Below are 15,782 nucleotides of genomic sequence, written 5' to 3' on the forward strand. Positions count from 1 at the left end.
TTTTCCTGAGATGCGGGGAGGTCCTCACTCAGATTTCCCGACTCGTTACCGGTCCGCGACCTGGCCCGCGCCATTCATGCTCCATCCTTAGATGCCGCCTCCTCCTCGGGCGACGAGCCGCCCGCATCGTCGGCGAGGCTTGCTTAACATGACTACGTGCGCGGTGACGGTGACGGATGGGTGGTGTCTGACACCGGCAGCCCACATTGGGGTCGGTTCGGCGCGGCCGGTTTGTTGCTTCGAGCGCCGCGATCCGACGGTTCGCCCGCGGTTCTGCTGCAGCACCGGGCGCCGTGGAGCCACCAGGGTGGGACGTGGGGTCTGCCGGGCGGGGCCCGTGACAGCCACGAGAGCCCCGAGGAGGCCGCGGTCCGCGAAGCGCACGAGGAGGCTGGTCTGGTCAGCCGACTCGTCTCGGTCCGTGCCAGCGTGATCACCGCGAAGGCCAGCGGGACGAGTTGGACCTACACCACCGTCGTCGCCGATGCGCCCGAGCAACTGCAGACCGTGGCGAACTTCGAAAGTGCCGAGATGCGCTGGGTCGCCGAGGACGAGGTCGACGCATTGCCGTTGCATCCCGGCTTCGCGGCCAGCTGGCACCGCCTGCGCACCGTGTCGGAGGTCTTACCGCTCAGCCACGACGATCAGCTGAGGGACAGCCTGCCGCGCACGATCGAAATCGAGGAGGGCGTCTTCGTGTGGTGCACGGCGGGCCATCCCGATCAGGAGCCGTCGCGGCTGAGCTCGCGGATCAGCTCGCTGCTGCAAGTGCCGAACTGAGCGCTTCGGCCGCGGCCCGTGGATCCTCGGCGGCGGTGATCGCCCGGACCACGACGATCCGACGCGCGCCCGCTTCCAGCACCTCCGGCACGCGCGCCGCGTCGATGCCGCCGATCGCGAACCACGGCTTGTCGACGCCCAGGTTGGCGGTCGACCGGACCAGCGCGAGCCCCGGTGCCGGGCGTCCGGGTTTGGTGGGGGTCGGCCAGCACGGCCCGACGCAGAAGTAGTCGACGGCCTCCGTGGCCGCGGCATCGACCTGCGTGGCGTCGTGCGTCGAGCGGCCGATCACGCGGTCGGGCCCGACGATGTCGCGTGCGACGTCGAGCGGCAGGTCGTCCTGGCCGAGGTGCAGCACGTCGGCGCCGGCGGCGCGGGCGATGTCGGCGCGGTCGTTGACGGCCAGCAGCGCGCCGTGCCGGCGGGCGGCGTCGGCCAGCACCTCCAGCGCTTTGAGCTCTTCGCGGGCCTCCAGCGGGCCCAGTCGCTGCTCACCGGTCGAGCCCTTGTCGCGCAGCTGGATGATGTCGACTCCGCCGGCCAGCGCGGCGTCGGCGAATTCGGCCAGGTCCCCGGTGTCGCGGCGGGCGTCGGTGCAGAGGTAGAGCCGGGCGCTGGCCAGCCGTTCCAGTGGTTGATGCACACCGCGACGCTAACGACTACCGTAGGGAGCCGACACGGGAGTCCCTGGAGCGGGGCTGAGAGTGGACACAGCAGCCTGTCCTTACCGTCGACCTGATCCGGATCATGCCGGCGAAGGGAGTGAGATGCCATCGGATTCGGGGACGCTGGCCGTCATCGGCGGCGGCGTCATCGGGCTGTCCGTGGCTCGGCACGCGGCTCAGGCCGGCTGGCATGTCCGACTGCATCGCACTACGCAACCCGGCGCATCGTGGGTCGCCGCGGGAATGTTGGCCCCGCACAGCGAGGGATGGCCGGGCGAGGAACGCCTGCTACAGCTGGGCCTGGAGTCGCTGCGGCTCTGGCGACAGGGATTCACCGACGGCCTGCCCGCCGACGTGATCACCGCGCGTGAGTCGCTGGTGGTCGCCGTCGACCGCGCGGACGTCGCCGACCTGAGGACCGTCGCAGACTGGCTGTCCGAGCAGGGGCATCCCGTGGTTTGGGAGTCGGCCGCCCGCGACGTGGAACCGATGCTGGCGCAGGGCATTCGGCACGGCTTCCGGGCGCCCACCGAACTCGCGGTCGACAATCGCGCGCTGGTCGATGCGCTGGCCGCGGCGTGTGCACAACTCGGCGTCGAGTGGGACGAGCCGCTCACCGACCTCGGCTCGGTGCGTGCCGACGCCGTCGTGATCGCCAACGGCATCGACGCGCCGTCGCTGTGGCCCGGCCTGCCGATCCGGCCGGTGAAGGGTGAGGTGCTGAGGTTGCGCTGGCGCAAAGGGTGTATGCCGTTGCCGCAGCGGGTGATTCGGGCTCGTGTGCACGGGCGTCCGGTGTATGTGGTGCCGCGCGCCGACGGAGTGGTGGTCGGCGCCACCCAGTACGAGCACGGCCGTGATACCGCGCCCACGGTGTCAGGTGTGCGTGACCTGCTCGACGACGCGTGCACGGTGCTGCCCGCGCTCGGCGAGTACGAGTTCGCGGAGTGCGTCGCCGGTCTGCGCCCGATGACCCCGGACAACCTGCCGTTGGTGGGACGGCTGGACGACCGCACGCTGATCGCCGCCGGCCACGGCCGGTCGGGCTTCCTGCTTGCGCCGTGGACGGCCGAACAGATTGTGTCCGAACTTCTTCCGGTGGGAGCGATTACGTGATCGTCAAGATTAATGCCGAAGACGTCGTGGTCGACGAGAACATGACCGTCGCGGCGCTGTTGCAATCGCTGGGCTATCCCGATCGGGGCATCGCGGTGGCCGTCGACCAGGCCGTGTTACCGCGATCACGCTGGGCCACAACGCTATCCGACGGTGCCGATATCGAGGTCGTGACGGCGGTGCAGGGTGGCTGATCAGAAACTCACCATCGCCGGCCGCAGCTTCGGCTCCCGGCTGATCATGGGCACCGGGGGAGCGTCGAACCTGGCCGTCCTCGAAGAAGCCTTGATCGCCTCCGGCACCGAGTTGACCACCGTCGCGATGCGTCGCGTCGACGCCGAGGGCGGCACCGGCATGCTCGACCTGCTCAGCCGGTTGGGCATCACGCCGCTGCCCAACACCGCCGGTTGTCGCAGCGCCGCCGAAGCGGTGCTCACCGCCCAACTCGCCCGGGAAGCGCTCGGCACCGAATGGGTCAAGCTGGAAGTGATCGCCGACGAGCGCACGCTGCTACCCGATGCCGTCGAATTGGTCCGCGCCGCAGAGCAATTGGTCGACGACGGCTTCGTCGTGCTGCCCTACACCAACGACGATCCGGTGCTGGCCAAACGCCTGGAGGACACCGGGTGCGTGGCGGTGATGCCGCTCGGCTCGCCGATCGGTACCGGGCTGGGAATCGCCAACCCGCACAACATCGAGATGATCGTGGCCCAGTCCGGGGTGCCCGTCGTCCTCGACGCCGGCATCGGCACCGCCAGTGACGCGGCTCTTGCGATGGAATTGGGTTGCGACGCAGTGCTGTTGGCCACCGCGGTGACCCGAGCCGCCGACCCGCCCGCGATGGCCGCCGCGATGGCCGCCGCCGTCACCGCGGGGTATCTCGCCCGCCGAGCCGGACGCATTCCCAAGCGGTTTTGGGCGCAGGCCTCGAGCCCCTCCAGGTGAGTCGTTACGTAGCGCTGGGCAGTTCGATGGCGGCCGGGCCCGGCATCAAGCCGAGCGCACCGGGCGCTCCGTTCGGGTCGGGACGGTCGGCGCGCAACTACCCCCACCTGGTCGCCAATCAGCTGCACCTCGACCTGGTCGACGTCACCTTCTCCGGGGCCACGACGGCCCACGTGCTCGACGAACGGCAGCGCGGCGCGCCGCCGCAGATCGACGCGCTGAACGGATCGGAAAAGGTCGTGACGATCACGATCGGCGGCAACGACGTCGGCTACGTGCCGTTGCTGATGGGCGCCGCGCTGCCGTCGCTGCTGCGCAAGCTGCCGTCCATCCGCGAGCTTCTCGACCGCGGGGCTCGCGAACAAGCCCTCGCCGGCGTCGGTGACGCGCTGCGCGCCGTCGCAACCTCGGTGTGCCAGCGGTCACCGCAGGCCCGGGTGATCTTCGTCGACTACCTCACGCTGTTGCCCGGACCGGGAGTCGACGCCGCCCCGCTATCGCCCGAACATGCCGACCTAGGTCGATTCGTCGCGGCGGGACTCCAGGAGGCGACCGCGACGGCCGCCGCGGCCACCGGATGCGAATTGGTACGCGCCAGTCAAGCCAGCCGCACGCACCATCCATGGTCGAGCGACCCCTGGACCGTGGGCGCGGGGTGGCCACTGCCCTGGCGCCCTGCACCATTTCATCCCAACGCCGCAGGTATGGCCGCCGTCGCCGACCTGATCGTCGAGCAGATCAACCACGCCTGATTAGCTTTTTGGCGCCTGGGTAAATCTAAGCTCGCTGCGCCATCGCGCAGCAAGGCCGAGGAACCACACATCGACAGAACACTGAGAGAACACGTGCACCGTCGAAAGTTCGATCATTCGGCGCTTCTCTATTACTCGGAGCGCGAGTACGTCGACTCGCTGGTGCATTTCATCAACGACGGGCTGGATCACCAACAGCCCGTCATGCTCGCTATCCCGGGCGCAAAACTGGGACCGGTGTGTGACGCACTCGGCGATGCCGCCAAGGACGTCACCACGGCCGACATCACCGACTTCGGCCGCAACCCCGGCCGGATCATCGCCGGTCAGCACGCATTCATCGACGCCCATCCCGACAAACACGTCCGGGTGATCGCCGAACCCGCGTGGACCGGGCGGACCGAGCATGAGTACCTCGCCTGCCTGCAGCACGAGGCCCTCAGCAACCTCGCGTTCTCCGGTTTCAACGTCACCGGCCTGTGCCCCTATGACGCCTCCGGTTTGGACGACACCGTGTTGGGCCACGTCCGGCTCACCCACCCGCAGGTCTGGCAGAACGGATCGCGCACCCACTGCGAGGAGTACGCGGTCGACGCCGCACTCGATCGCTGCAACCAACCGCTGGACACCCACCCCGCCGCGGTCACCCACACCGTCGAGCACGCCCTGGATCTGGCCGGGGCCCGCCGGTGCGCGGAACGCTACGGCCGACTGGTCGGAATGGCCGCAGAGCGGATCGCCGACCTCCTCCTGGTCACCACGGAGTTGGCCACCAACAGTCTTGATCACGCCGGCGGACCGTGTCGCCTCGCGTTCTGGTACGACAGCGGATTCGTCGTCTGCGAGGCGCGCGACATGGGCCACTGGGCGGACCCGCTGGCTGGCCGCCGGCCGCCCACTGGCGGGAGGAACGGACCCTATGGCCTATTCGTGGTGAACGCCATCGCGGACCTGCTGCGCACCCACGCCACCGCACGCGGAACCACGATCCACGCCTACCTGCTGCGCGACGATCCCTCAGAACAGGTCGAGTGCGTCTAACCTGGGGCGCAATGGCTATCAAATCAAGAGCGATACTGGCCGCGGCTGCGACTCTGCTGCTGCTCACCGGCGGATGTGCGTCGTCGAACACCGCCGCCTCGACGAAGCAGATCTCGGCCCCGGACTTCGCCGCTTCGTTGAAGGGCCGGGTCACCGCCGACGCGATGATGGCGCACCTGACCAAGCTGCAGGACATCGCCAACGCCAACAACAACACCCGAGCGGTCGGCACGCCGGGGTACGACGCAAGCGTCGACTATGTCGTGGGTAAGTTGCGCGACAAGGGCTTTGACGTCCAGACGATGCAATTCGACGCGCACGTGTTCCACGCCGACCCCGGGTCTGTGACCGTCGCGGACAAGAATTACGAGGCCCGCGCGCTGGAGTACAGCATCGGGACGCCGCCCGAGGGCGTCACGGGCCCGCTGGTCGCCTTCCCGGCGGACGGGAGCCCCGGCTGCGCCGCCGCCGATTACGACCACCTCCAGGTCAACGGTGCCGTCGTGCTGGTGGATCGGGGCACCTGCCCGTTCTCCCAGAAGGCCGGTGCCGCCGCACAACGCGGCGCATTGGCGGTGATCGTGGCCGACAACGTCGTCGAGGAACACATCTCCGGCACGCTCGGCGAGACCAACAACGTCAAGATTCCGGTGGTGGGAGTCACCAAACCCGACGGGGCAGCGCTTCGCGCGGGCATCGGGCCCGCAACCCTGCACCTGACCGCCGACACCAAAAACATCACAGCCCGAAACGTCATCGCGCAGACCAAGACCGGCTCGGCCACCGACGTCGTGATGGCCGGGGCGCACCTCGACAGCGTCCCCGAAGGGCCCGGCATCAACGACAACGGCTCCGGGGTCGCTGCGGTGCTCGAGACCGCCCTGCAACTGGGGCCGTCGCCCGGAATTCACAATGCGGTGCGGTTCGGCTTCTGGGGCGCCGAGGAACTCGGGTTGATCGGATCGCGCAAGTACGTCGAGTCACTAGACCTCAACGCGCTCAAAGACATTGCGCTCTACTTGAATTTCGACATGCTCGCGTCACCGAACCCCGGGTACTTCACCTACGACGGCGACCAGTCCTTGCCGGCGGACAAGCGCGGCAGCCCGGTGGTGCCCGAGGGCTCCGCCGGCATCGAGCGGTCGCTGGCCGCTTACCTCAACTCTGCGGGAAAAACGCCGCAGGACACGTCGTTCGACGGCAGGTCGGACTATGACGGCTTCACGCAGGCCGGCATTCCGGCCGGCGGGCTGTTCTCGGGTGCGGAGAACAAGAAGTCCGCGGACGAGGCGAAGCTGTGGGGTGGCGCCGCCGACGAGCCGTTCGACCCCAACTATCACAAGAGCACCGACACGCTGGATCACATCGATCGCGCCGAACTCGGCATCAACGGCGGTGGAGTTGCCTATGCGATAGGCCTTTACGCCCAAGACATCACCGGTCGCAACGGCGTCCCCGTGCGCGAAGACCGCACCCGCCACGAACTCACCAAGAAGTAGCCAGGCCCGGCCACCGCGAGAGTGAAGCTGGCTTCACTCTCGGCACCGAACGTGAAGATGGTTTCACGTTGGGGCCCAGCACCGCTAGTCGCCGGTGCGCTCGAATTTGTCTTCCAGATCCCCTCCGACACAAGCGCTTCCAGTCAGAATCTTCTGACCGTGGCCAGTGAGTAACTTGATCGGATCTTGCGGCGGGTCGGGCACCGGATATTCGGCAGTGAACTTGATGTGTGTGGTTCCGCCGAGACCGCACGGTACGTCGGCCTCCTCGTCGCGGGTCCACTTTTCGCCGGCGAACACCAGGGGCACCACCCCGTCGGGCGCGTGGAACATACTCATGCATCGCTCGCCGGTGCGCAGACACACCGTCCGGACGGTCAGGTCGTCTCGGCCCGGTTCGACGTCGCCATTCGCCATGGTGACCGTTTCGTGGTAGCGGCCGCGTAGCGTGGTGGCTACCGATGTCACCCGCGGCGGCAATGTGGCCGGATCGGAAACCTTCGAGAGATCGGGATCGCCGGTGCGGGTGAAGGTTACGGCTAGCTTTGCTGCCCCGCACCCGTTGGTGTTGAACCTGGTGCTATCACCGGACAGGGTGCCGTCGGGCTGCGGCTGCAGGGTGTAAATCACCCACAGCTCGGTGGGTGCGCCGCCGCAGGACGTCGAACCGAGGCCGACGGCGATCCAACTGCCGGCTATCTGGTCGAACACCAGGTTCGAGACGAGCGGGATTCCGCTGGTACCAGTGTAGGACGCCGTCGCGATACAGCCGCCGGATCCGCACGTAGAGCGCACATCCCAGGTGCCAGTCGTGGATGGCGCACCCGGGACGGCGTTACCCTCGAGGTCGGTGCCGGGGGCGTAGTCCGCCCGGTAGGTACCGCTGAATTCGTGGGTTGCGGCGGCCGGTGAAGCGCTGCCGGACCGATCGTTCGGCCGCATGAATTTCACGCCGGCGAAAACCGCCGCGACCACCAGCAGCGCTGCGGTAACGGCAAGCGCCGCAAATAGTTTCGGACGTGACGGGCGGCGTGTCCTGGTGACGAGTGTGGCCGCAGGCGCGGACGGGCTCGGCGGCGGTGGGGGCGGCCGATGTAAGTAGCCGGACGGTGGGTTGAGCGCGTAGCTCAGTTCCCGGGCGAATTCCCCGCAGCTGGCATACCGGTCGCCGGGCGTCTTGGCCATCGCCTTGGCCAGCACCGGGTCCAGCGCGACAAGCTCCGGCCGTCGCTCACTGACCGAGGGTATGGCCGCCGCAACGTGTTTGGTGATCACCACGGCGGGATTGGAGTCGACGTAGGGTGGTGACCCGGTCAGCAGGTCAAAGGCCGTGCACGCCAACGCATACTCGTCGGTCCGGCCGTCGAGCGGTTCGCCTCTGAGCTGCTCGGGAGCGGCGTAGGCCATCGTGCCGACCGCCATGTTGGTCGCGGTCAACCCGGCCGGGTCGTCGATCAGGCGGGCAATGCCGAAGTCGGCGAGGAAGATTCGTTGCGTCTTGGGGTCCAGCAGAATGTTGGCGGGCTTGATGTCGCGGTGCAGCAAACCTTGCCCGTGCGCGTAATCGAGCGCCGACGCCACGGCGGTGACGATCTCGAGCGCTTGGTGGGCGGGCAATCCGTCCGGGTGATGCTCGCGGACCAGCTTGGCAGCGTCGGTGCCGTTGACGTAGTCCATTGAGATCCACAGCTGTCCGTCGTACTCGCCGCGGTCGTGGACGCCCAGGATGTTGGGATGCGACAAGCTGGCAGATAGATTCGCCTCGCGCAGAAACCGTTCGCGATATTCCGGGTCGGCGGTCCACAGCGGTGGCAAAACCTTCAACGCATCTTGCCGCGGCAGGCGGGGATGCGCGGCCAGGTACACCGTGCCCATGCCGCCGGCGCCCAGCACACGCAGGATCGTGAAACCCGCGAACGTCTCACCCACCGAAACCGGCATGGGCAGATAGTAACCGGAAGCTATGCTGCTTTTGTTTAGCTGGCGAACTCGGTGAGCGTAGAAACATCATGATGGCCGATGGGTTGGATACGGGGCAGTCCTTTGCGGCGGCCCAGTTCGGGGTGTTGGGGCCGTTGCAGGTCCGCACGGGTGACGTCGCGGTGCCGTTGGGCACACCCAAGCAGCGCGCGGTGCTGGCCATGTTGATCGTCAACGCGAATCGACCGGTCAGCATCGACTCGCTCATCGGGGCCGCCTGGGATCAGCGGCCGCCCACGGGAGCGCGGGCGACGCTGCATGCCTACATCTCCAACTTGCGACGGGTGATGGGTGACGCCGGCATCGACCGGTCCGTGCTGGCCAATAGACCGCCGGGCTACCAATTGTCGATCCGCGACGACCAGTACGACTTCGGTCGCTTCATCGCCGAGAAAAATGCCGGCGTACAGGCCGCCGCCGCGGCGCAGTTCGAGCAGGCGAGCCGGCATCTGCTCGCCGCACTCGGCCAGTGGCGTGGCCCAGTGTTGGAGGACTTGAGCGATTTCCAGTTCGTGGAGACCCTCGCAGCGGCGCTCGACGAGGAGCGAGTGTTGGTCTACATCGCGCGCGCCGAAGCCGAAATTGCCTGCGGTCGACCGCATACCGTGATCTCCGAACTCGAGGCGCTGACCGCCAGCCACGGCTACCGAGAACCGTTGTGGGCGCAGCTGATCACCGCTTACTACTTGGCTGATCGCCAATCGGACGCACTCGATGCATACCTGAGGCTGAAGACCCTGCTGGCCGAGGACCTGGGCATCGACCCGGGCTGGACCATCCGCGAACTGTACGAACGCATCCTGCGACAGGAACCGCTGGACGCTCGCAAGGTTGCCCAGACGCACGCCGAAGACACCATTGTCGCCCAGTCGGACAACGCAATTCGAGTCAGAGGACCCCGGGCCGCCGCATTGGTCGACGCCGACGGCCAGCGTTACGCACTCGCCGGCTCGGCCACCCGGATCGGCCGCAGCCCCGACAACGACATCGTGCTGTCCGACGCCAAGGTCAGTCGTCACCACGCGGTGATCGCCGACGACGGCCGAGCGCTGCTCATCACCGACCTGGGATCGGCGAACGGCGTGCGAGTGCGCCGCAAGCGCATCGACCCCAGCGCGAAACTCCACCACGGTGACCAGATTCGGATCGGCGACCAGGAATTCACCCTCGACACGGGCGCGCCCGAGCGTTAAGGATCCAGTAAGCGCTGTCCCGGACAGTGAGCGAGCACAGGTGCTGCGAGGCGGCACCGCAACCTCACGAAAGGACAACGCACATGAAGATTCTGCCCGCCAACATCGAGGAACAGATCGACCGCGTCGATCGTAGCCGGAGCCTGATCATCGGGATCAGCGCCGCGCTTACGGCCTTCTGGTGCATCTACCGCGTGCTCTGGTCGATCTACCTCTCACTGACCTATGACTTCCTTTTCGGTTCGCTCGTGTTCTCCATCGTGTTGTGGGGTGTGATCGGCGTGGTCGCAGGGATTGCCGCGTTCGGCTTTCTCACTCGCTACGCCACGCGACCCTGAGCCGGGACGATGACCAGCACATCGTCCTATCGGCCCGAGCCGCCACAACTGCTGCCCACCAACGTGTCCGACGGACGCGCGCCAGGCGTCTACTACCGCATCGACGGAGAGCTGGTGCCGGTACTGCACCTCTGGCTGGACGGCAGCGTGCCGGTGTTCTTCGAGCACCACGTCATCTTGTGGAAGGACCCTGGGCTCGACATCGGGCTCAGGGGCAAGGGCGCCCTGAAGCGGATGGTCGCCGGCATGCAGCTGCTGATGACCGAAGCGCGGGGACCCGGCCAGGTCGCGCTCTCCCGCGACGGTGCCGGACACGTCTTTCCGTTGCATCTGCGTCCGGGTGCGGCGGTCGAGGTGCGAGAGCACCAATACCTCGCTGCCACCGGCAATGTGGAGTACGGCTTTACGCGTCAGAAGGGGATCCGCAACATGCTGGCCGGCGCGACGGGACTCTTCGTCGACCGGTTCGCCGCAACCCAGTCCGAAGGTGTGGTGTGGTTGCACGGCTACGGCAACGTTTTCGAGAAGGTGCTCGCACCCGGTGAGCAGATCGACGTCGAACCCGGCAGCTGGATCTATCGCGACGAGAGTGTCTCGATGGAACCGAAGGTCTATGGGCTTCGCACCGGAATGTTCGGCGGCAGTGGGAATCTCGTCTTCAACCGCTTCACCGGGCCGGGACGGGTCGGACTTCAATCGATGTACCTGGATGTCTCGGCCGACGCGTCGGAGTAACGGCATTAAGAATCCATCAAGCCCACTCTCGCACTGTATTTACGCACGACATCAACAACCCACAACAAGGAGTTCTTCAATGAAGCGCAACGTTCTGATCATGACCGGTACGGCGGCAGCCCTCGCCACCGTAATGGTCGGTTGCTCCCACAGCGACAAGGCCGTCAGCGTCGGTAACGCCGCTGTGGCACCCGCCGGTGCGTCCAACACCAAGGTGGTCGTCGACGGCAAGGATCAACACGTCACCGGCCAGGTGGCCTGCACCAAGGTTGCCGGCACGCTCAACATCGCCATCGGCGGCGGCACCGGTGCCGGCGCCACGGGCATCGGCGCAGTGCTCACCGATGCCACGCCGCCTGTCGTGAAATCCGTTGCGCTGGGCAACGTCAACGGCGTGACGCTCGGCGTCGGCGGCACCACCGGCAAGGCGGATGCCACCAAGGACGGCAACTCGTACAAGATCAGCGGCACCGCGACCGGCGTGGACATGGCCAACCCGATGGGCGGGCAAGTCAACAAATCGTTCGAACTCGACGTCGCCTGCCCCTAACCCAATCCCGTTCGGCCAGCGAACGCCGCTGGCCGAACGGGATTGCCGCTGGCTCAACCGATTTCTGACATCCGCGGCATCACCTCGTCGCCGAACCGCTTCACGAACCCGGCCGGATCCGGTGTGCCGGGGATCGGACCGGTGTTGATCAGGTCGACACCGAGCCCTGCCAAACCCTCGAGCTTCTTCAGATATCCGTCGACATCTGCGAACGGATCGTCGAACACACCGACCGTTTTCCGGATCTCCGCGACGTCGCGCTCCACGGCCTCACAGTGCCGCGTAAGCACGTCGATCTTGTGCGCCACCACGTCGACATCGGAATCGGTGGAGTTCCACACGTCGGCGTACTGGGCGACCAGTCGCAGCGTCTTTTTCTCACCGCCACCGCCGATCAACACCGGCGGACGCTGAATCGGCTGTGGCACACATAAGGTCTCGGCCAAGTGGTAGTGCTTGCCGTCGTACGGCCCGTCATTGTCGCTCCACATCTGCCGACAGATCTGCAGGGTCTCCTCGAGCATCTCGAATCGCGTACTCAACGGCGGATACGGCACTCCCAGCGCCACGTGCTCACGCTCGTACCACGCCGCACCGATACCCAGCATCGACCGTCCTCCGGACAGCACGTCCAAAGTGGTCACCGTCTTGGCCAGCAGGCCCGGATGCCGGTAGGTCACCCCGGTCACCAGCAACGCCAACGCGATGTCGGTGGTGCGGCCCGCCAGAAATCCCAAGGAGGTGTAGCCCTCCAGGAACGGATCTTCAGCCCGCCCAACGGCTTCCATCTGGAAGAAGTGGTCGGCGAGGGTGAACATAGTGGCGCCGATGTCCTCAGCGGCCGTCGCGGTGGACAGCAGGGCCGGCGTCAACGCGGCCGGGTCGCCCGGCAAGAAATCGATGAAGTGTATGCCTACTTCCATGTGTCTCCCCTTACTGGTCGGTCAAGCGCTCGAGCAGCGACAACGCGTCGTTGATCACGCGGCGTTCCCGCTCCGAATAGCGCTCCTGCATGGCACGGGCCAGCCATTCCTCACGGGCCTGGCGGTCACTTTCAGCGCGTCGACGCCCTGCGGCGGTCAGCGAGATGACTTGTCGCCGACCGTCGTTGGGGTCAGGTGCGCGCTGAATGAGGCCCTGCTGTTCCAGCGCGGCCACGATAGTGGCCATCGACTGGGGCCGCACCTGTTCGGCGGTGGCCAACGCGCTCGTCGTCGATGCGCCGTCCTTCCACAACCGGTTGAGCACGGCGGTCTGCGATGGCGTCAGGCCTTCGCCGGTCGCGACGCCCCTGAGTCGACGACGCAACCGACTGAACAACACCCGTAGATCTCGAGCGGCAGATACCGCAGACTCGCTGATCCCGTCCACCAGACCCACCATACAGTAGACAGCTAAAACTGTACAGTTTGAACTGTATAACTGCGGGCTAGCGGGACTGGCGAATGGCGTTGCCGCCGAGATAGGCGAGGTATCCGATGATTCCGATGACGCCGAGACTGCGGGTCTGCTTGCTGGCGAAGCTCAATCCGAGCACCGTTTCGATGCTGCCGTTGGTATAGACGTGTTGTCGGGTGTTACGAGGGAACGCCGACTTGGTGATCGGCTCGAACAGTGCAGGGCTGGTGAAGTGTGCCAAGCCGGCGCCGGCCAGCGCCAAACCCGAAAAGCGGGCGATGCGGTTGCTTTTGCGTGACATGCCTCTCCTTAGCTGATCGCGTAGTCACTCAACGGGAAGTTCGACGCCTCTTCGATCGCCGTCGCGGTGGCCATCGGGCGCAGCAGTGACGGTTCTCCGCTGGGATTGAAGTAGTAGGACCGCGAGCTGGCGCAGTTACCCAGCACCCACAGCGAATCGCCGAGCAATTCGGTCATCCGGTCGAGGTAGCGCGCGTTGGCCTCTTCGGTCACTTCGAAGGTGTCGGCACCTTGGCGCTTGAGCTCGGCGAAAAGCCGGTCCATCAACCGCATCTGGTACTCCATGGTGTTGAAGAAGTTCAAACCCAGGAACGCGAACGGGCTGGCCAGGCTCAAGTAGTTCGGGAAATACGGCATCGACACGCCTTGATACGCCTGGAAACGCGTGTCACGCCACCACTTTCCGAGGTTGCGGCCGTCGCGGCCGATCACTTCGATGGCGGGGAAGTTGGCTTCCCACAGGTCGAACCCCGTCGCCAGCACGAGCGTGTCGATATGCGTCTTCGATCCGTCGGCGTTGACGATGCCGTCAGCCTCGATACGTTCGATTCCGTCGGCCTGTAGGTGCACGTGCGGTTTGGTGAAGCTGCGGAAGTACGTGTTGGAGAACGTCGGCCGCTTGCATCCCAGGTCGTAGTCGGGAGTGAGCTTGCGCCGCAGTTCCTTATCGCGGATCGCCACGAACTGGTTGATCTTGCACAGATCCATTGCGGATATGTTGAGCCGCTTGAACAGCGGAACCCGGTAGCGCACCAGCCCGACGGTGATCATCATCTCGTAGATGGTGTCGGTGATGGATCGGATAGCCCGCTGCGTCCAGGGCAGGCGCGCGAACAGCCGCTTGGCCCGTTCGGAGAACCGCAGGTCGATTTTCGGGGCTACCCAGATCGGGGTGCGCTGGTAGACGGTGAGATCAGCCGCTCTTTCGGCCAGCTTGGGAATGAGCTGAACCGCCGTGGCGCCGGTCCCGATGATCCCGATCCGATGACCGGCGGGATCGAAGTCGTCCTCCCACTCGGTGGTGTGGATGATTTTGCCCTCGAATGTCGTGATTCCGGGAATGTCGGGGGTCTTCGGCTGGGACAGGAAGCCGGTCGCGGTGATCAGGTAGCGCACGGAGATGACGTCGCCGCCGGACAGCGAGACCTGCCAGTGCCGGGTCTCCTCGTCCCAGCGTGCACTTTCGACGACGGTGTTGAACCTCATGTGCCGGCGGACGTCGTACTTGTCGGCCACGCTCGCCGCGTACTGCTTGATCTCCGGGCCCGGGGTGAACAGCCGCGACCAGTTCGGATTCGGCTCGAAGAAGTAGGAATACGTGGTCGTGGGAACGTCGACGGCGAGGCCCGGGTAGTGGTTGACGTGCCAGGTTCCGCCGAGGTCGTCCTCGCGGTCGAGAATCACGAAGTCGTCGATACCCATGCGCTTGAGCTGGATGGCCGCGCCGATACCGCCGAAGCCGGCCCCGACGATGAGAGCCTCGAAATGCTCCGATGTCATGGCACGACAATATACGCAGTACCACCGGTACCGGTAAACTGCCGCGCTAGTCGGTCGACGTGTTCTTCGCGCCCATCGCCCGGTTCGCGGCCTGAAGTTCGGCGTTGTCGTCCTGAAGGTCGAGGATGCGTCCGATGCCGGCGAGGTTGACCCCGGCGTCCACCAGCTCGCTGATGCGACGGAGTCGGGCGATGTCGTCCGCACTGTAGCGGCGGGTGCCTCCGTTGCTGCGGGCCGGGCTGAGCAGGCCGTGGCGCTCGTACAGCCGCAGCGACTGCACCGCGACGCCCGAGAGTTCGGCAGCTACCGAGATCCCATAGACGCCGCGATCCGACGAGGGTGTCACGTGGTTGTCCGATTGGTCGACCATCGCGCCACCCTCCGCAGTAAGTTCAGAAAATCTTTCTACCATGCTTGCACATATCTCGCCGGAGTGCTATATCAAATCTATGCCATCTGGCACACTTTATACATGGCAGTTCACAACGATTGGAGAACAGAGGTGACCACCATGCTGATGCGCACCGACCCGTTCCGCGAGCTCGACCGTTTCGCCCAGCAGGTGCAAGGCACGGCCGCACGCCCGGCGGTGATGCCCATGGATGCCTGGCGCGAAGGAGACGCCTTCTTCGTCGAGTTCGACCTTCCCGGTATCAAGCAGGACTCGCTGGACCTCGACATCGAACGCAACGTGGTGACGATTCGCGCCGAGCGTCCCGCCGTCGACCAGAACCGCGAGATGCTCGCGTCCGAGCGCCCGCGTGGCGTCTTCAGCCGCCAGCTGGTTCTCGGTGACAACCTCGACACCGAGCACATCGACGCGTCGTACGACGAGGGCGTGCTGCGGTTGCGGATTCCAGTGTCCGAGCGGGCCAAGCCGCGCAAGATCACGATCGGTCGAGGGGGCGGGCAGCAGGCCCTCAAGAACGGTGTAGGCGCTCGCGAAGTCATCAACGCATAACCGCTCGGTGGGCGGCAGCCGGTCGAGGT

Annotated in this window: 19 protein-coding genes and 1 riboswitch; of the genes, 12 read left to right on the forward strand and 7 right to left on the reverse strand. The window is 66.1% G+C overall.

The genetic code is table 11. The features are described 5' to 3' along the window. Positions 1 to 156: 156 nt before the first annotated feature. The gene (locus MKK62_RS12755; RefSeq protein ID WP_240260735.1) at positions 157 to 780 is read left to right on the forward strand and encodes an NUDIX hydrolase; all 624 of its coding nucleotides are present in this window, start codon (positions 157 to 159) and stop codon (positions 778 to 780) included. On the opposite strand, the gene thiE is transcribed toward MKK62_RS12755, so the two are convergent. Further along, a complete protein-coding gene (gene thiE, locus MKK62_RS12760; RefSeq protein ID WP_240260734.1) occupies positions 752 to 1,423 on the reverse strand; it encodes a thiamine phosphate synthase in 672 nt (223 codons plus the stop codon). The two genes, MKK62_RS12755 and thiE, sit on opposite strands and share 29 nt — an antisense overlap. Before the next feature lie 24 nt (positions 1,424 to 1,447). Continuing rightward, positions 1,448 to 1,559, forward strand: a riboswitch (TPP riboswitch). On the opposite strand from thiE, the gene thiO reads away from it, so the two are divergent. The 6 genes from thiO (at position 1,548) to MKK62_RS12790 (ending at position 6,798) form a co-directional block, all read left to right on the forward strand. After that, positions 1,548 to 2,561: a glycine oxidase ThiO gene (thiO, locus tag MKK62_RS12765; protein ID WP_240260733.1), complete on the forward strand. Its 1,014-nt coding sequence runs from the start codon at positions 1,548 to 1,550 to the stop codon at positions 2,559 to 2,561. (Overlaps the previous riboswitch by 12 nt.) Beyond that, positions 2,558 to 2,755, forward strand: coding sequence for a sulfur carrier protein ThiS (gene thiS / locus MKK62_RS12770; RefSeq protein WP_240260732.1), 198 nt, complete (start codon positions 2,558 to 2,560; stop codon positions 2,753 to 2,755). The genes thiO and thiS overlap by 4 nt, the downstream gene beginning before the upstream one ends. Next, positions 2,748 to 3,506, forward strand: coding sequence for a thiazole synthase (locus tag MKK62_RS12775; RefSeq protein ID WP_240260731.1), 759 nt, complete (start codon positions 2,748 to 2,750; stop codon positions 3,504 to 3,506). Before thiS ends, MKK62_RS12775 begins: the two co-directional genes overlap by 8 nt. Next, the gene (locus MKK62_RS12780; RefSeq protein ID WP_240260730.1) at positions 3,503 to 4,258 is read left to right on the forward strand and encodes an SGNH/GDSL hydrolase family protein; all 756 of its coding nucleotides are present in this window, start codon (positions 3,503 to 3,505) and stop codon (positions 4,256 to 4,258) included. Before MKK62_RS12775 ends, MKK62_RS12780 begins: the two co-directional genes overlap by 4 nt. 93 nt (positions 4,259 to 4,351) lie before the next feature. Beyond that, positions 4,352 to 5,299 (forward strand): anti-sigma factor RsbA family regulatory protein, encoded by a 948-nt coding sequence (locus MKK62_RS12785; protein ID WP_240260729.1) that lies wholly within the window; start codon positions 4,352 to 4,354, stop codon positions 5,297 to 5,299. Between the two features lie 11 nt (positions 5,300 to 5,310). Then, complete coding sequence (locus MKK62_RS12790; protein ID WP_240260728.1) at positions 5,311 to 6,798, forward strand: M28 family metallopeptidase; 1,488 nt, start codon at positions 5,311 to 5,313, stop codon at positions 6,796 to 6,798. Positions 6,799 to 6,882: 84 nt separating this feature from the next. Here the strand turns inward: MKK62_RS12790 and MKK62_RS12795 are convergent, their stop codons facing one another. Continuing rightward, a complete protein-coding gene (locus MKK62_RS12795) occupies positions 6,883 to 8,739 on the reverse strand; it encodes a serine/threonine-protein kinase (protein WP_240260727.1) in 1,857 nt (618 codons plus the stop codon). Between the two features lie 71 nt (positions 8,740 to 8,810). Here MKK62_RS12795 and MKK62_RS12800 point away from each other — a divergent pair, with 71 nt between their 5' ends. The 4 genes from MKK62_RS12800 (at position 8,811) to MKK62_RS12815 (ending at position 11,594) form a co-directional block, all read left to right on the forward strand. Continuing rightward, positions 8,811 to 9,971, forward strand: a complete 1,161-nt coding sequence (locus MKK62_RS12800) for a BTAD domain-containing putative transcriptional regulator (protein WP_240260726.1) — start codon at positions 8,811 to 8,813, stop codon at positions 9,969 to 9,971. Positions 9,972 to 10,054: 83 nt separating this feature from the next. Continuing rightward, complete coding sequence (locus MKK62_RS12805) at positions 10,055 to 10,309, forward strand: hypothetical protein (RefSeq protein WP_240260725.1); 255 nt, start codon at positions 10,055 to 10,057, stop codon at positions 10,307 to 10,309. 9 nt (positions 10,310 to 10,318) lie between these two features. Then, positions 10,319 to 11,044, forward strand: coding sequence for an AIM24 family protein (locus tag MKK62_RS12810; RefSeq protein WP_240260724.1), 726 nt, complete (start codon positions 10,319 to 10,321; stop codon positions 11,042 to 11,044). 79 nt (positions 11,045 to 11,123) lie between these two features. Beyond that, positions 11,124 to 11,594: a lipoprotein LpqH gene (locus MKK62_RS12815; protein WP_240260723.1), complete on the forward strand. Its 471-nt coding sequence runs from the start codon at positions 11,124 to 11,126 to the stop codon at positions 11,592 to 11,594. A gap of 53 nt (positions 11,595 to 11,647) precedes the next feature. On the opposite strand, the gene MKK62_RS12820 is transcribed toward MKK62_RS12815, so the two are convergent. The 5 genes from MKK62_RS12820 to MKK62_RS12840 are packed head-to-tail and all read right to left on the reverse strand — an operon-like array spanning position 11,648 to position 15,162. Then, a complete protein-coding gene (locus MKK62_RS12820; RefSeq protein WP_240260722.1) occupies positions 11,648 to 12,517 on the reverse strand; it encodes an LLM class F420-dependent oxidoreductase in 870 nt (289 codons plus the stop codon). 10 nt (positions 12,518 to 12,527) lie between these two features. Next, positions 12,528 to 12,965 carry a MarR family winged helix-turn-helix transcriptional regulator gene (locus MKK62_RS12825; RefSeq protein WP_240260721.1) on the reverse strand — a complete coding sequence of 146 codons (438 nt, stop codon included), beginning with the start codon at positions 12,963 to 12,965 and terminating at the stop codon, positions 12,528 to 12,530. A gap of 58 nt (positions 12,966 to 13,023) precedes the next feature. Further along, positions 13,024 to 13,293, reverse strand: a complete 270-nt coding sequence (locus tag MKK62_RS12830; protein ID WP_240260720.1) for a DoxX-related protein — start codon at positions 13,291 to 13,293, stop codon at positions 13,024 to 13,026. Between the two features lie 8 nt (positions 13,294 to 13,301). After that, positions 13,302 to 14,792, reverse strand: a complete 1,491-nt coding sequence (locus tag MKK62_RS12835) for a flavin-containing monooxygenase (protein ID WP_240260719.1) — start codon at positions 14,790 to 14,792, stop codon at positions 13,302 to 13,304. A 46-nt stretch (positions 14,793 to 14,838) separates the two neighbouring features. Beyond that, positions 14,839 to 15,162: a MerR family transcriptional regulator gene (locus MKK62_RS12840; protein WP_240260718.1), complete on the reverse strand. Its 324-nt coding sequence runs from the start codon at positions 15,160 to 15,162 to the stop codon at positions 14,839 to 14,841. A gap of 141 nt (positions 15,163 to 15,303) precedes the next feature. On the opposite strand from MKK62_RS12840, the gene MKK62_RS12845 reads away from it, so the two are divergent. Next, positions 15,304 to 15,753, forward strand: coding sequence for an Hsp20/alpha crystallin family protein (locus tag MKK62_RS12845; protein ID WP_240264179.1), 450 nt, complete (start codon positions 15,304 to 15,306; stop codon positions 15,751 to 15,753). The last annotated feature ends 29 nt before the right edge of the window (positions 15,754 to 15,782 follow it).

The sequence above is a fragment of the Mycobacterium paraterrae genome, from assembly GCF_022430545.2.
Lineage (GTDB): Bacteria > Actinomycetota > Actinomycetes > Mycobacteriales > Mycobacteriaceae > Mycobacterium > Mycobacterium paraterrae.

Excerpts from the sequence above, each read along its gene's own strand:
- MKK62_RS12830 (WP_240260720.1), bottom strand. The coding sequence starts at position 13,293 with ATGTCACGCAAAAGCAACCGCATCGCCCGCTTTTCGGGTTTGGCGCTG.
- MKK62_RS12835 (WP_240260719.1), bottom strand. The coding sequence starts at position 14,792 with ATGACATCGGAGCATTTCGAGGCTCTCATCGTCGGGGCCGGCTTCGGC.
- MKK62_RS12820 (WP_240260722.1), bottom strand. The coding sequence starts at position 12,517 with ATGGAAGTAGGCATACACTTCATCGATTTCTTGCCGGGCGACCCGGCC.
- MKK62_RS12840 (WP_240260718.1), bottom strand. The coding sequence starts at position 15,162 with ATGGTCGACCAATCGGACAACCACGTGACACCCTCGTCGGATCGCGGC.
- MKK62_RS12790 (WP_240260728.1), top strand. The coding sequence starts at position 5,311 with ATGGCTATCAAATCAAGAGCGATACTGGCCGCGGCTGCGACTCTGCTG.
- MKK62_RS12810 (WP_240260724.1), top strand. The coding sequence starts at position 10,319 with ATGACCAGCACATCGTCCTATCGGCCCGAGCCGCCACAACTGCTGCCC.
- MKK62_RS12795 (WP_240260727.1), bottom strand. The coding sequence starts at position 8,739 with ATGCCGGTTTCGGTGGGTGAGACGTTCGCGGGTTTCACGATCCTGCGT.
- thiO (WP_240260733.1), top strand. The coding sequence starts at position 1,548 with ATGCCATCGGATTCGGGGACGCTGGCCGTCATCGGCGGCGGCGTCATC.
- MKK62_RS12815 (WP_240260723.1), top strand. The coding sequence starts at position 11,124 with ATGAAGCGCAACGTTCTGATCATGACCGGTACGGCGGCAGCCCTCGCC.
- MKK62_RS12805 (WP_240260725.1), top strand. The coding sequence starts at position 10,055 with ATGAAGATTCTGCCCGCCAACATCGAGGAACAGATCGACCGCGTCGAT.
- MKK62_RS12800 (WP_240260726.1), top strand. The coding sequence starts at position 8,811 with ATGGCCGATGGGTTGGATACGGGGCAGTCCTTTGCGGCGGCCCAGTTC.
- MKK62_RS12845 (WP_240264179.1), top strand. The coding sequence starts at position 15,304 with ATGCTGATGCGCACCGACCCGTTCCGCGAGCTCGACCGTTTCGCCCAG.